We start from the raw sequence: 13,584 nt of genomic DNA on the forward strand, positions 1-13,584 counted from the left end.
AAAAAGTGTTAAATCGCCGTTCTTTTCAATCTCAATCGATTTCGTAAATGTGGTACTATTTTACAGGCTCTGCGTTGTTTAAACGATTAAGTTAAACTTAAAAACGATTTATTAGATAATAAACCACCTTGCCGGGCAATAAAAAAGTATTGGTTGTAATTGCAGGTGAAAATGTGTTAAATAGCGTCGGTTTATATGATACAGGTTATAAAATTAGGGTAAAACGGAGGTTGATCAGATCTGATCAACCCGTATCCATGCCATGCCTGCTGCTTTGGCTGCTGCCACGCCGGGGGCGCCATCTTCAAACACTAAACAATCACCGGGGGCTATGCCTAATTTTTCTGCCGCAGCCAAAAATGGGTCGGGGTAAGGTTTGCCTTTTGGAGTGTCGCCGGCGCAAACCAGTACTTCAACCAAGTGGGCAATGCCTAATATTTCCAGCGTTTGCGATATTGCTTCGCGGCTTCCGCCGGATACCACACCTATTTTTACTTTACCGGCATGGTCTATCAAATGCTTAACCACAAACTCAACCGGTTTAATGTGTTTAATATATTCGGTATGATATAGTTTTGCTTTAAGGTCGTTAAACTCATCAGGGTCAAAATCACTGCCGAAGCGCTTGTTGATCTCCACCACCACATCCCGTATGGGCCAGCCTGCCAGTTCATCAATAATTTCGCCGGTTATTACAACGCCTTTGTCGGCTGCTACTTTTATATAGGTATCGGTATGCGCCTGCATATTATCGGCAAGCGTGCCGTCGCAATCATATAAAAAAGCCTCGTAAGGGCCTTCACTCAGTTTAACCAGTTGCTTGTATTTAAGGGTTTGATTTGCCGACATAAGGGTGGTAAAATTATAAATTGCTTGATATATAAAAGCAATTAGCCAATATTAGCACTTTGTACCAATTTAAATAACATGCGCGCGCCATATTTGAGCCTGTTAGCCCTATTCGCAATTTTTATTTGTGCCGATAAAGCAATGGCGCAAACCAATGCCATAGGAATATATGACCTGGACTATACGCTTAAAACCGATGCCAACACGTCGCAAGGTGTAAAAACAGCCTGGGATGACGTGCATCTTATATCATCCCTGCAAGGTATAGTTAACCGTAAAAAGCCATGCCTGTACACCTTTTTTGTACAGAACGGCAATGTGGATGTTGACCGTTACTGGTGGAACAAATACCGTGCGCCGGGTAAATGGTTAAGCAAGCGCGATACCATTGTTTACAAAAGCGTAGCCGAAGTGGTAAACGCCTACCGCAAGCAAATTAAAGGTGCTGTGGTTTACGATCCTAAAGTGGCGGCGACAAGCAATGTGGCCTCGTCTGTAGCCGGGGTTGATGATCTGATCGCCGTTAGGTATGACCCATCCCCGCAAAGTCTCTACTCGCAAATTATAAACGGCGGACCCAAAATACCCGTTAAAGTAAGTTTGATCAATGGTGATGGTTCTTCAATATTTACTGGTGTAGGCACCATCCCCGGCACCAACCGCGCATCCACCGGATCGCCAAAAAATGATGCTTATTTGTGGTTTTTAGAACGATACCTGAAGACCGGTAGATGCAATACCAAATACGGCGCTTACTACATCGACCAGGAATGGATGGCTAACCCTACGCGCACGGTTCGCAATCATCATACCTTAAGTAACCACGATTTTTTCATCAGTAAACGAGGATTTTTCTTTGACCTGAGCCCCTGGAGCGATGAGCCGGCAACGGATGATCCCGGTCAGCAGAAAGGTACCGATCTGAATACGTTGAAAGAGATCCTGCTAACCGCCTATAATCGAAATAAAGGGAAGGACTTTTGTTACCTAGGCGGCTTCCCGCCCTGGGCTTTTAAATACACCAAACATGCCAAAGGCAAACACGAGGACGTGGAAACCGAGTGGGAATACTCGCGCACCATAAGTGCCTATAACGCTTTTAAAGATGCTGATGCTATTGGATATGGTGCCTTGGCTAATGCATCCTTCTGGCAGCATTATCCACTTAAAAAAACCTATAAGCAGGATTGGATAACGCATGAGCAGCTACAACAGCAAGGCTACCTGAAGCCCGATGGGCAGATAGATTACAAAGGCCGCAATTTTATTGTTTTATATGTGGGCGATTATGATGCCTCATCATGGGTGGCGCAAACCACGCCTACCCTTTGGGATAGTCCCGACCGCGGGAAAGTGCCCATGATGTGGAGCATAAGCCCGGTGCTGGCGCAACGCGTGCCTATGGCTTTGGAGTATCAGCGTGCATCTGCAACCGCCAATGATTATTTTGCTGCCGCGGATAATGGCGCCGGCTATTTAATGCCCGGCATGTTGCAGGCCCCACGCCCTATATCAAACCTGCCCGACGCGGTGAATGCCTGGGCGGCGCATAACAAACCCTACTACAAACAATGGGGACTAAGCATTACCGGTTTTATTATTGACGGACAAGCCCCCGGGCTTAACGCCAAAGGCCTGGATGCTTACGCAAGCTTTAGCCCCAACGGCATCATCCCACAAAAAGCACCTTTGACAGCCCTGCACGGCAATATGCCCGTTTTACGTGCCGACGCGGATATAAACCAGGGCAACCCTGCCGAAGCCGCCCGTGCTATTTATGCCCGTGTACAGCAGCGCAAAATACCATTTCACTGGTTTCGTAATATTTTAAAAAGCCCGAGTTGGTATGTACAGGTAGTGGCCGAATTGAAAAAGATAGACCCGAACATAGAACTGCTTACCGCTCCACAATTTTTTGAGCTTTACCGTATTTATTTAAAAAACAATAATGCGCAAGCAGCGCGTTGATTAACTAATTTTGCCACCAAATTATAACTACACCCATATGAAACGTTTTTTACTGGCCGCATTTTTAATAACGGCTACACTGGCCTCAAACGCCCAAAACATTGCCACGCCGCAACCATCGCCAACACAAACTATTAAGCAAAACTTTAGTGTTGGCAGTATTGAGTTAAGTTACAGTCGCCCGGGCCTTAAAGGCCGTAAACTGGGTGCTGATCTTGCTCCTTATGGTAAAGTATGGCGCACCGGTGCCAACCAGGCTACCACACTGCAGTTTAGCGATGATGTAACTATCGGCGGCGCCTTAATTAAAGCCGGTAAATACGGTTTGCTAAGCATCCCCGGCGCTACCGAGTGGACGCTTATCATCACTAAAGATGTTAACGTAAACGACCCGAACCTATACAAACAGGCTAATGACGCGGTACGCGTACAAGCCCCTGTAACCAAACTGGCTAACAAGGTTGAAAGCTTTACCATCAACTTTGCCAACTTTACCAACAACAGCTGCGATGTGCAACTGGCTTGGGAAAACAGCATGGTGACCCTGCCTATCACCATTAACACCGATGCTATTGTGATGAAGCAGATAAACGATGTGTTTAATAAAGACACCCGCCCGTACTATCCTGCCGCGCAATACTATTTTGAAAATGGTAAGGACCTGGCCAAAGCCAAAGAATGGATAGACAAAGCCACTGCCGACCCTGCCAATGCCAAAGCGTTTTATATGTTTTTACTGAAAGCCCGCATCTATCAAAAAGCAGGTGATAAAGCCGGCGCCAAAGCTAACGCCGAAAAAACCATCGCGCTAGCAACCGAAGCGAAGAATGATGATTATGTGAAAATGGCAACAGGGTTGCTGAACGGGTTGAAGTAATTTCGTTAACGATACATATTACCGTATTACCAGGGTCTCTCGTAGAGGACCCTGCGTTGGGCAGATTACGTTCACCTGGCGCAGGGCCCTCTCCGAGAGACCCTGCTGTGACTGTATGGGTAAAAAATTCCAAGCTTCATTAAAGCTGAATAGCCCGCTCGATATTTATTTCCTCCAAAAACACCTCATCATGCGATACCACCACCAGTGCCCCGGCATAATCATTCACAGCTGCGGTTAGTATTTCGGTGTTTTGAACATCTAGGTTGTTAGTTGGTTCATCTAATATGATCATATCCGGCGCATGGGTGCCAATGGTAAGCGCGCAAAGTGTAAGGCGCATTTTTTCGCCGCCGCTCAGGGCGTGGCAGGGTTTGTCCCAATCGTTCTTATCAAATAAAAAGCGGTTAAGGCGTATTTTGATGTCATGCTCTTGCAAAGCGCCAGTATTAAAGGCCTGCGCCTGTTCATATACGCACAGTTTATCGTCAATCAGTGAGTAATCCTGATCAATATAAATTGTCCTGCCATCGGCGCGATAAATGCTGCCTGCGGTAGGGTCAAACCTGCCCAGCAGCAACCTGATCAGGGTGGTTTTGCCGGAGCCATTACTGCCTGTGATGGCTAAGCGCTCACCTACGCTTATGGATAAATTAAACGGTTCTTCCCATAGGGGCATGTTGCCATAGTTAAATGTTATATCATTTGCTTTTATTAATAGTTTCCCTCTACGTGTGTTTGAGTTGTCAAACCCCATCTTCATTTTATCAATATCGGGTTGCTGTTTGCGCAGTTGACTAAGCTCGCCTGCAATGCCGTTTATTTTATCGGTGTGCATGCCTTTAACCCGGGCAGTGCTTCGCTCGGCATTGTTGCGCAAGGTGTTTAGCATAATGGTTGGTATGCCGGCTTTCTCCTGTTTCTTTTTGCCGCGGGCATCCAGGCGCTGTTGGCGTTCCATGGTTTCGCGCTCAACTTCTTTGGCTTTGCGCAGTGCTTTTTCCTTATTGTTCGTATCGCGCAGTAAAGCATCTGCGGCTATTTGTTTTTGTTCGGTGTAAAAGTTGTAATTACCGCCATAAACGGTAATGCCGTGCGGGCTTAACTCGTAAACCATATTTAAACGGTTTAATAAAGCGCGGTCATGGCTCACCACCAACAGCGTGTGGTTGCTTTGGGCTATGTAGTTGTACAGCTTCTCCCGGCCTTCAGTATCGAGGTGATTACTGGGTTCGTCCATCAGCACCAATTGCGCGCGGTGAATGGCAGTTCCCGCCAGGAAAACTTTGGTTTTCTGCCCGCCGCTTAGCCGGTCCATTTGCTGATGCAGGCCAATGTTTTGCAGGCCCCACTGGGAAAAGGCTTCTGCGCAGCGTTCTTCAATGGTCCAGTCGTCATCCAGTGTAGCCATGTTGGTTTCGGTAACGTCGCCCGCTAAAATCTGCGTAAGGGCCAGCAGTTTATCGGCTACGCCCAAAGCTTTGGCTACCGTTTGTCGGTTAAACTGGCCGAAGTGCTGTGGCACATAGTATGGTTTTTCGGCCGTTTTGATCTGTCCCGCGGCAGGCTGTAAAATACCCGCGACTAGTTTAAGCAGGGTTGATTTGCCCGTGCCATTATTGCCAATTAAAGCTGTTTTATCGTTTTTGTTTATACTGAAGTTTAGATCAGCAAAAAGCATATCCCGGTTGGGATGTATGTAAGTAACATCGTGCAGTGTAAGCATAATTTCTTTTTTTGAAAATGAATAATTGCAATAGCCCTAAGGCCTGCGTTTATTGTTCCTGAAAGAAATTATTGATCACATACAACGGTGTTTTGATGACGGAGCAAAGATAACAAATGTTTTTAATGCCACCGTCACACGGTTTTTACCCGTTTGCGCATGGTTTTGAGGTGAATAAGCACTATATTCACACACCCATAAATACCTAAATACTACAGTATGAAATTTACCCTGCCAAAACTATCCGGCAAAGCCTTGCTGGCCCCCATAGCATTATTAAGCATTACCTGTTTGCAAGTGGCAAACGCGCAAACCCAAACGGTCATAACTACCATTCAACGCGCTAAGGTTGGTCCCGGTGGTACCATGGTGGTAGAGCGGAAGGCCAATGACCCCGGCACACCTGTAGGCGTAAGCACGCTAAGCGGACCAAGTACCCAACCTCCTAACGTGGAGCAAAGGGGAGCGGGGGGCTCACGCGCAACGGCCACAACCACAACCAAACCGGAACAAAAACGCGAGCCCGAGGTATGGCTGTTAACGTATTTCCGCCAGCGTTACCCAACACGTATCGAGATAAACGAAAAAGGCGAAACCGTAGAAGTGCAACTGCCCGACCCAATGCTGGTGGCCCAGCTACACATTGCCCTATCAACCGATGGCCGCCACTGGACGTCGTTAAATGATAATAAACCCATCTGGAGCCAGCGCATGCGCGATCCTTTCCTGCACCGTGGTGTTGATGGTACCTGGCGTTTGGTGGGTACCGGCGGCCGTGCTGTTAACCCTGACGACCGTAAAAATGGCCCGACCATGTTATACTGTACCTCAAACGACCTGCTTACCTGGCGCACCGAAGCATCGCCGCAACCTATGCGCGATGTAAAAGATGAGAACGGTAACCTGGTACGCAATATTTGGGCGCCCGAGTTTTTTTATGACGATGCTACCAAAGAGTATACCGTATTTTGGTCGTCGACATTTGAGGATGCGGGCTGGAAAAAAAGCCGCCTATGGTACAGCAAAACTACCGACTGGAAAACTTTTACGCCTGCTAAAGTCATGTTTGCGCCGCCATACTCGGTTATTGATGGTACCATGACCAAGCACAACGGCACCTATTACCTGGTACATAAAGAAGAAATGTTTGGCGCACAGTACGGCGAACGCCGTGGCATCCGCGTAGCGACAGCAAAAAATATTGAAGGACCTTATACCATTTACGAAGGCCCGCTAAACAAAGGCCAGATAGCCCCAACCATAACCGAAGGTCCCAGCGTAATGCCCGACCCAACTAAAAACGGCTGGTTGTTATTGTATGATTACCCGATGGTTGATAAATACGGCATCTCCTCATCGCCCGACTTGTTGAACTGGAAGATAGAGACCGACATCAGCATGCCGCCCGATGCGCGCCACGGCAGCGTATCAAAACTAACGCAGGCCGAGGCTAAAGCTTTGCTGGCCGCGTATCCGAATACCAAGTAACAGTAAACGTTCACAGTAAATCATCTACCAATGAAAAACTGTAAAAAATTAGTAGTTGCGCTTTGCCTGTTTAGTACAACGGCGTTTGCGCAAACCGATAACAGCCTTAAAGCTACCATAGCCGCCTTTAACCAAATGCGCGACAGGCTGCCCATTGAAAAGGTTTATGTGCATACCGATAAGCCCTACTATACCCTGGGCGATACGCTGCATTTTAAAGCCTACGTGTTGAATGCCGATTACTTTACCCCATCCACCCGCAGCGGTTTGTTGTATGTGGAACTGGATAATGAATATGGCCGGGCAATAAAACGCATTATGGTGCCCGTTTATGCGGGCCTTGCCGCAGGCGATATTTCCTTTGCCGAAGATGAGATATCTGAAGGGGGCTACACCCTGCGCGCTTACACCAACTGGATGCGCAATTTTGGCGAGGATTATGTTTTTAAGCAAAACCTGTATGTATCTGCCTTAGAGAATTCGACACTGGTACAGGCTGCCTTTAAGCTGGATAGTGTGAAGGGTAAAAACATAGTGCAGGGCAAGCTAAAGTTTACGGCGATGGATAATAATGATCTGCGCCTGAAAGATATGCAGCTGCGCATCATGAACGGCCGCCGAACCATCGACCGCCAGAAGGTGATGACTGCCATGGATGGCACGGTAAGTTTAAGCTTTGACCTGGCAGATAAAGTGGCCGTTAGTAACCTGGCTATACAGGTGGCACAAAAAGGCAAGGGCGCCGATACTACCAAACTCATCGTGCCCGTAAATATAAACCGGCCTGAGAACACCGACCTACAATTTATGCCCGAAGGCGGAAACCTGCTGGCCGGTATTAAAACCCGCGTAGGCTTTAAAGCTATTGGCGAAGATGGTAAAGCCGTTAACATAAGCGGTAAAATATACAACAAAGGGCAGGAGGTTGCTGCTTTTAAATCTATACATAAAGGCATGGGCAGCTTTGAGTTTACCCCGCAGGCCGGCGCCGTTTATACCGCGCAGGCTTTGTTGCCCGGTGGCCAGGTTAAAGGTTATGCCTTGCCTGCGGTTAGCGCGGCGGGTACGGCCTTGCGCATAAGCCCCAAAGGTGCCGATTCGGTTACCATTACGATAAGTATGGTTGGCGGGCAACTGCCTGCAGCGCTGTATTATTTGATCAGCCAGTCGCGCGAGGTGGTGTGTTATGCACAAAGCGTGAGTATGATAAGCGGGCGGTCATTTAGCAACACCATCGCAACATCATTATTTCCTACCGGGATAACGCGTTTCACTTTGTTTAATACAGCAGGGACCGCCTTAAACGAGCGCCAGGTTTTTGTCAACCATAATGATAACCTGCAGGTAAATGTTAACGCGGCTAAACCTGTTTACGCTATGCGCGATAGCGTGGCCCTGACGCTTGATGTAAAAGATAAAGATGGCAAACCCGTACAGGGCACGTTTTCTGTAGCGGTTACCGATGACGACCAGGTTAAAACCGATACCCTGGGCAGTAATATGGTGAGCAACTTACTGTTTACATCGGCCCTAAAGGGTGATGTTGACGAGCCTGGCTATTACTTTACATCGCCCGCTAAAACTACCGAACTGGATAACCTGATGCTTACCCAGGGCTGGGTTGGCTATGATGTTAAAAAGCTTTTTGACCCTAAGCCCGCCCCCATCAAATTTATTGCCGAACCCGAGTTTATGGTACAGGGAAAAGTAACAGGCCTGTTTGGTAAACCGGTTGAAAACTCAAACGTGGTACTGTTTTCAAAAAAACCGTCGATGATATTGGATACCCTGACGGGGAAGGACGGCATATTTACCTTTAAAGGTTTTATGCCGGTAGATACGGCCGCGTTTAAACTTACATCGCACAACAAAAAAAATAAAACCAGCTACACCATTGAGATGCTGAACGAGTTTAAATCGCCTGTATTTATGCTGCCTAAAGCGGTGCCTACGCCATGGTATGTTAACAGCGATACTTTATTGTTGAACAACAGTGCTACCAAACTAAGCCAGCAAAACGCCGAATCCAGTTTCCGCGGCGAAGGTAACCGTTTGAAGGAAGTGGTGATTAAAGAGAGAAAGGTTGTTAAAGACTCTAAACACCTGGTTGAGCCGGGCGCCGGTGACCAGGTTATTGACGAAGCCGAAATACTAAAAGCCGGTAAAATGACGCTGACCGAACTGTTGCAAAAAAAGGTGAAAAGCTTTCAGTTGCAGGGGCTGGGGGCGCTTAGTCCGTTTGCCAAGCCTTTCTTTTCGAGCTTTATTGTTGACAGAAGGTTGGTGTATTTTGTAATAGATGGCATGCCGCTTAACAGTTTGTTTGATGGCAACGGCATTGGCCCCACGCGTGATCCCGACAGGTATTCCTTCCTGAAAAGCAATACCGACTATTTTACTGCCGAAGACATTAAAGGTATCGAGGTGTTAACCAACCTTGGGGCAGCCTCGCGCTATGGGAGCTATTATGTAACTACCGATAGTACGGGCCAGCCTATTACGTTTCCGCCACAGTTTACGTTTATTGAAATTACCACCCGCTCGGGTGCCGGCCCCTACATGAGGCGATCGGCGGGTACTTATTTATATAAGCCGATACCCATTACCCTGCCTAAACAGTTTTACAGCCCAAAATACACGGTAAAAAACAGGAACCTGGCTATGGGCACCGATCTGCGATCGACCGTATACTGGCAGCCGCATGTGGTTACCGATACCATGGGTAAGGCAACTATTAGCTTTTACACGGCTGATAAACCGGCCAATTATACAGTGCTTGTGGAGGGCACCGACCTGAACGGAAACATAGGCCACCGCCGAAGTAAAATAGCGGTTAAGCCCTTGGCTAATTAATACATTATGAATTTAACAGCATTTAAAGCATCATTAAATAACGACCATCCCGATAGTACCCTGTCTGTACAGCTTAAAAGCCTTTGGTACGATGGTAAAGGCAACTGGAACCGCGCCCATGCCGAAGTTGACCAGCTAAATGATCAGCCCTCCGCCTGGATACATGCCTACCTGCACCGCAAAGAAGGCGACATCTGGAACGCCGACTACTGGTACAATCGCGCCCGCAAAAAACGCCCCGATGTGTCGTTGGATGAAGAGTGGGAAGCTTTGGTGATAGAGTTTTTACGGTAGTGTAGCTATAAGGTCATCAATGAAAAAGTTGCCCATTTATATATTGCTTACCGTGCTATGGGCATGTAATTTACACGACAAGGACGAGCGACTTATTAAAACGTTGCGTATGGGCGATAAGACTGTTAAATTTTATTATGTGGGGGTTGGGGCTACAGCTAACGAAGTTATACAGGTTAGAAAAGTGCATAGTGATAATAGCGAAACAACTATAAAAGCTTATGAGCATAATTATTTAAATGAGGTGAGATCTTTTACAAAAGATTCACTTATAATGATCTTATCAGATACAACTATGTACGGACCGGGCATTAAAGCTGATACTGTTAAACTACTGATTAAATAAATGGAAAGCTGTGTTTAGAAAGTTATTAAAAAAAAGGGTTGAAAGCCCGATTGAAACTACCTATCCGGGTGAGAACTTTAGTATCCTTAAATTGGAGGTTGAGGGCGGCCTGGCGTTTGCCAGTATAAATAAGGCGTATGACGATTATCTCCATAAAAAAAAGTTTCCCTGGTGCGCACAGATCTTACTTGAAGTAAGAGATAAAAACGAAAACGGGCATCCCACATCAGAAGAGGCTGAAGTATTAAATGACCTTGAAGATCAAATAACCCAATTCCTGAAAAAAGACCATGTTGTCCATTTTGTGGGCAGAGTAATAAGGCCAGGTTTCCGCGATATATTTTATTACCTCAATCATCCCAACTTTGATCAAAATTCAACTAAAGCTTTTTTTGATGAGATAAATGCTAAAAGGCCGCTTGACCTGTATGTGAACAGGGACGATAATTGGGAGTCGGTATCTGCATTTATCGAATAGATCGATTTAACACAGTTCGATATTTGTCTTACCCTTTGTTGGTCTTATCAATAGCAAAGGCGTGGCATTAATTTACAGCGGAACGGTTAATAACTAAGCCGGGGTGGAAAACTTTATTCAGCTAAGGCACAGCCTTTGTATAGTATTCATTATGAGTGAATAATACAAATGAGCCTATGAACTCCGATCAATTTAATACGCTAAGCCATACCCAGAAAACTGACCTGGTTTTAGCTGCCACCTTCCTGGCCGACCGAGTAGACGGTCACCACTACATCAGGCTATATAACGTGAATAATTTTTATGTTGAAGCCTTCTTCGATGAGCGTTATCATCAGCTTACCCATTTCCGCGCGTTTGAGCATACCATGTTTGTAGTGCCCTATCTGGATGATTTGAGTATTGCTGTGTGAAGAGCGCATTTGTAGAGAAGCAATATTTTGCGTCTCCCATATGGTCCGCTGCCTAATCTGTTGCCTGAATACGGCGACACAAAATTCTGACGAATAGGTCAGCGACATATTCGTTTAGCGTATTTATTATTGTGTATTAAAACAACCTGATCTTATTAAACTCATGAACCTAAACCGAGGTCTTTATTTAAAAGACTTATTCCCCTAACCCTATTGTGCCTTGTTGCAGTTTACAACGCCTGTAAAAAGCACGATATTAACGAACCGCTTGCTGTAAATGACCCTGTAATTAATGAGGCTAAGCAATGGTACGAAGCCACTTATCCAAAAAACGCCATTAACAAACCGTTACAGGTTAACAGCAACGGTGTGGCTGTCAATCCTGATTTGAGTCAAAGTGTGAAACCTGATTGGGCGCAAAACAGAACTTATGAACGCCTGGGGCAGGATGTTATGGAAATGCCTGTGCATGCGTCAGCCAATCTAAAATCTGCCTTTGTTAACGGTACAACTAAAAAAACTTATGGTAGTTATGATAACAGTAGAAGTTCCTACTTATTATCCGAAACAGATGAATGGAAAGATATGGTGAGAGATGACCCAGATAGAGCAAATGAAATTTTAAGAATCAATGAAAGATATAAAAAGCCAAATGGAAACAAAGGTGAACGTTGTAAATAGAACACTCTACTATTTACTATTTCTATTTTTTATCAGTTTGCCGATTAAAAAGGCGCTGGCACAAAGTGAATATTCGGCCTTTCAAAAGCATTTTTCGAGAACACTTTGGTATCCCAAAGCACTCAAAGAGGCATGTGTACCCACTTATGCCAATTTAGTTATTGAAGTGACTAAAACTGGTGGCTTAGGGAATATTATGGTTTCTGATAGTGCGCCCGCACTCTTCAAAGCGCAATTTACAGAGATTAAGGACAAACTCGACTTATCGCTATTAGCGCAAGTTGTAAACCAACACAACCTAAAGGACTGCGGAATAATTATTCCCCTATTTTATATTTATTTCAAAGATGAGTGTGCAAACTCTTTTGAAGAACCTTCTGAACTAGCAGAGAACTATATGAAATTTAATGGTCAAATGTTTTCAAAACTGACCTTTAACTTAAAGCCAATAATTATGCCTCTGTATAAAACCAGATATTAATTACGCTGTCCGAAGTCTGTGACTTCGGACGACTATGCCTGTAGTCTGCGACTACAGCGCTGGCACCATAAACAACAAAGCCCCTTTCGGGGCTTTTATAATTTTAGTTAAGCATTATAGGCGTTTTACCATCGGTAATAATTATCCGGTTTTGGCTGGTTTTTATGGCGTCTATCCATTTTTCGGCCAAAATCTCCTTGGTAAAACCGCGCGATTTGATCTCGTTGGTTTTGGCGTCTATCAGGGCTTTTTCCTGCAGCATTTTGGCGGTTGCCAGTTCGTTTTTAACGGTTTGGGTCTCTACCTTGGCGTTGTTCATCTTCTCAATGTTCTCGCTCATGCTGGCCGGTGGTTTAAGGCCCGAAGTAAGCGCCGTAATGTCAAAATATTTGGCGGCAAACTGGCGTTTAAGGCGTTCCTCTACGTTGTTTTCAAACAGGTTAATGCTGGTTAGCAGGCTGTCGGTAGCAAAGTTGCGGGCCTCTTCGCGGTAGGCGTTAAGCACCAGCGGGTTTAGTACGCTGCTTTCAATATTGTTCAGGTCGTCATCATCCAGCATACCTTTTAAGCCCAGGTATTTATAGTTGAAGATGATGTTGATACCGCTGTCGCGCTTGGCCTGGTAGGTGTATTGCGGGTCTACGGTGAATACACCGCCATCGCGGGCGGTTACGGTAATAGCGTCAGGGTTGCCGTTAAGGGCATACATAGGCACCTGGTACAATGACGTACCAAACCATAAAGTGTTTTGGCTGCCGGTAACGCGGGTAAAATCGCTTTTACCGTTGCGGCCGTAGTTGGTCATTAAAACGCCTTCGTAATTGGGTTCAACCCGGTTACAGCTGGCAATGGTAAGTGCGCCAACAGCCAATAGGGCCACGGCTACGCCAATCAGTTTTTTCATTTGTTTTTGGTGATCTTGTTATAAGGTAAATAAATAAGCAAAAGTACGTAAGCCGCTATAATGCCCCAGGCCAAAGCCGGCGCCACAAAGGTAAACGAGTACCAGGCACCATAGGCGAAAGCCAGCGTACCTAACAGTAATGCAATGATAAAGCCGGGTTGTTTCATAAGCTTGTGTATGGCTACAGCCAATATAACATAAATATGCGATGAGCTATGTAAGCCTT

At 45.9% G+C, this 13,584-nt stretch carries 14 protein-coding genes; 10 read left to right on the forward strand and 4 right to left on the reverse strand.

What is annotated here, in order from left to right; genetic code table 11:
• Positions 1-234: 234 nt before the first annotated feature.
• Positions 235-849: an HAD family hydrolase gene (locus AC59JT_RS17565; protein ID WP_497401411.1), complete on the reverse strand. Its 615-nt coding sequence runs from the start codon at positions 847-849 to the stop codon at positions 235-237.
• A gap of 78 nt (positions 850-927) precedes the next feature.
• On the opposite strand from AC59JT_RS17565, the gene AC59JT_RS17570 reads away from it, so the two are divergent.
• Positions 928-2,817, forward strand: coding sequence for a hypothetical protein (locus AC59JT_RS17570; protein WP_497401413.1), 1,890 nt, complete (start codon positions 928-930; stop codon positions 2,815-2,817).
• A gap of 37 nt (positions 2,818-2,854) precedes the next feature.
• The gene (locus AC59JT_RS17575; RefSeq protein WP_497401415.1) at positions 2,855-3,694 is read left to right on the forward strand and encodes a DUF2911 domain-containing protein; all 840 of its coding nucleotides are present in this window, start codon (positions 2,855-2,857) and stop codon (positions 3,692-3,694) included.
• Between the two features lie 139 nt (positions 3,695-3,833).
• Here AC59JT_RS17575 and AC59JT_RS17580 read toward each other — a convergent pair whose 3' ends face one another.
• Positions 3,834-5,420, reverse strand: coding sequence for an ABC-F family ATP-binding cassette domain-containing protein (locus AC59JT_RS17580; RefSeq protein WP_497401417.1), 1,587 nt, complete (start codon positions 5,418-5,420; stop codon positions 3,834-3,836).
• A 219-nt stretch (positions 5,421-5,639) separates the two neighbouring features.
• Between AC59JT_RS17580 and AC59JT_RS17585 the strand changes: the two genes are divergently transcribed.
• From AC59JT_RS17585 to AC59JT_RS17620, 8 genes are all read left to right on the forward strand, one after another.
• Positions 5,640-6,908: a glycoside hydrolase family 43 protein gene (locus AC59JT_RS17585; protein ID WP_497401419.1), complete on the forward strand. Its 1,269-nt coding sequence runs from the start codon at positions 5,640-5,642 to the stop codon at positions 6,906-6,908.
• Positions 6,909-6,938: 30 nt separating this feature from the next.
• A complete protein-coding gene (locus AC59JT_RS17590; RefSeq protein WP_497401421.1) occupies positions 6,939-9,761 on the forward strand; it encodes a hypothetical protein in 2,823 nt (940 codons plus the stop codon).
• Positions 9,762-9,767: 6 nt separating this feature from the next.
• Complete coding sequence (locus AC59JT_RS17595) at positions 9,768-10,055, forward strand: hypothetical protein (RefSeq protein WP_497401423.1); 288 nt, start codon at positions 9,768-9,770, stop codon at positions 10,053-10,055.
• 19 nt (positions 10,056-10,074) lie between these two features.
• A complete protein-coding gene (locus tag AC59JT_RS17600; RefSeq protein WP_497401425.1) occupies positions 10,075-10,401 on the forward strand; it encodes a hypothetical protein in 327 nt (108 codons plus the stop codon).
• Positions 10,402-10,411: 10 nt separating this feature from the next.
• Positions 10,412-10,879: a DUF695 domain-containing protein gene (locus AC59JT_RS17605; RefSeq protein WP_497401427.1), complete on the forward strand. Its 468-nt coding sequence runs from the start codon at positions 10,412-10,414 to the stop codon at positions 10,877-10,879.
• Positions 10,880-11,055: 176 nt separating this feature from the next.
• Positions 11,056-11,292, forward strand: a complete 237-nt coding sequence (locus AC59JT_RS17610) for a hypothetical protein (protein WP_497401429.1) — start codon at positions 11,056-11,058, stop codon at positions 11,290-11,292.
• A 213-nt stretch (positions 11,293-11,505) separates the two neighbouring features.
• Positions 11,506-11,973 (forward strand): hypothetical protein, encoded by a 468-nt coding sequence (locus AC59JT_RS17615; RefSeq protein WP_497401431.1) that lies wholly within the window; start codon positions 11,506-11,508, stop codon positions 11,971-11,973.
• Complete coding sequence (locus tag AC59JT_RS17620; protein ID WP_497401434.1) at positions 11,924-12,454, forward strand: hypothetical protein; 531 nt, start codon at positions 11,924-11,926, stop codon at positions 12,452-12,454. The genes AC59JT_RS17615 and AC59JT_RS17620 overlap by 50 nt, the downstream gene beginning before the upstream one ends.
• A 103-nt stretch (positions 12,455-12,557) precedes the next feature.
• On the opposite strand, the gene AC59JT_RS17625 is transcribed toward AC59JT_RS17620, so the two are convergent.
• The gene (locus tag AC59JT_RS17625; RefSeq protein WP_497401436.1) at positions 12,558-13,358 is read right to left on the reverse strand and encodes an SPFH domain-containing protein; all 801 of its coding nucleotides are present in this window, start codon (positions 13,356-13,358) and stop codon (positions 12,558-12,560) included.
• Complete coding sequence (locus AC59JT_RS17630; RefSeq protein WP_497401438.1) at positions 13,355-13,525, reverse strand: hypothetical protein; 171 nt, start codon at positions 13,523-13,525, stop codon at positions 13,355-13,357. The genes AC59JT_RS17625 and AC59JT_RS17630 overlap by 4 nt, the downstream gene beginning before the upstream one ends.
• Positions 13,526-13,584: the final 59 nt, after the last annotated feature.

The organism is Mucilaginibacter sp. A3364 (genome assembly GCF_059690715.1).

Excerpts from the sequence above, each read along its gene's own strand:
- AC59JT_RS17565 (WP_497401411.1), bottom strand. The coding sequence starts at position 849 with ATGTCGGCAAATCAAACCCTTAAATACAAGCAACTGGTTAAACTGAGT.
- AC59JT_RS17570 (WP_497401413.1), top strand. The coding sequence starts at position 928 with ATGCGCGCGCCATATTTGAGCCTGTTAGCCCTATTCGCAATTTTTATT.
- AC59JT_RS17575 (WP_497401415.1), top strand. The coding sequence starts at position 2,855 with ATGAAACGTTTTTTACTGGCCGCATTTTTAATAACGGCTACACTGGCC.
- AC59JT_RS17580 (WP_497401417.1), bottom strand. The coding sequence starts at position 5,420 with ATGCTTACACTGCACGATGTTACTTACATACATCCCAACCGGGATATG.
- AC59JT_RS17585 (WP_497401419.1), top strand. The coding sequence starts at position 5,640 with ATGAAATTTACCCTGCCAAAACTATCCGGCAAAGCCTTGCTGGCCCCC.
- AC59JT_RS17590 (WP_497401421.1), top strand. The coding sequence starts at position 6,939 with ATGAAAAACTGTAAAAAATTAGTAGTTGCGCTTTGCCTGTTTAGTACA.
- AC59JT_RS17595 (WP_497401423.1), top strand. The coding sequence starts at position 9,768 with ATGAATTTAACAGCATTTAAAGCATCATTAAATAACGACCATCCCGAT.
- AC59JT_RS17600 (WP_497401425.1), top strand. The coding sequence starts at position 10,075 with ATGAAAAAGTTGCCCATTTATATATTGCTTACCGTGCTATGGGCATGT.
- AC59JT_RS17610 (WP_497401429.1), top strand. The coding sequence starts at position 11,056 with ATGAACTCCGATCAATTTAATACGCTAAGCCATACCCAGAAAACTGAC.
- AC59JT_RS17620 (WP_497401434.1), top strand. The coding sequence starts at position 11,924 with ATGAAAGATATAAAAAGCCAAATGGAAACAAAGGTGAACGTTGTAAAT.
- AC59JT_RS17625 (WP_497401436.1), bottom strand. The coding sequence starts at position 13,358 with ATGAAAAAACTGATTGGCGTAGCCGTGGCCCTATTGGCTGTTGGCGCA.
- AC59JT_RS17630 (WP_497401438.1), bottom strand. The coding sequence starts at position 13,525 with ATGAAACAACCCGGCTTTATCATTGCATTACTGTTAGGTACGCTGGCT.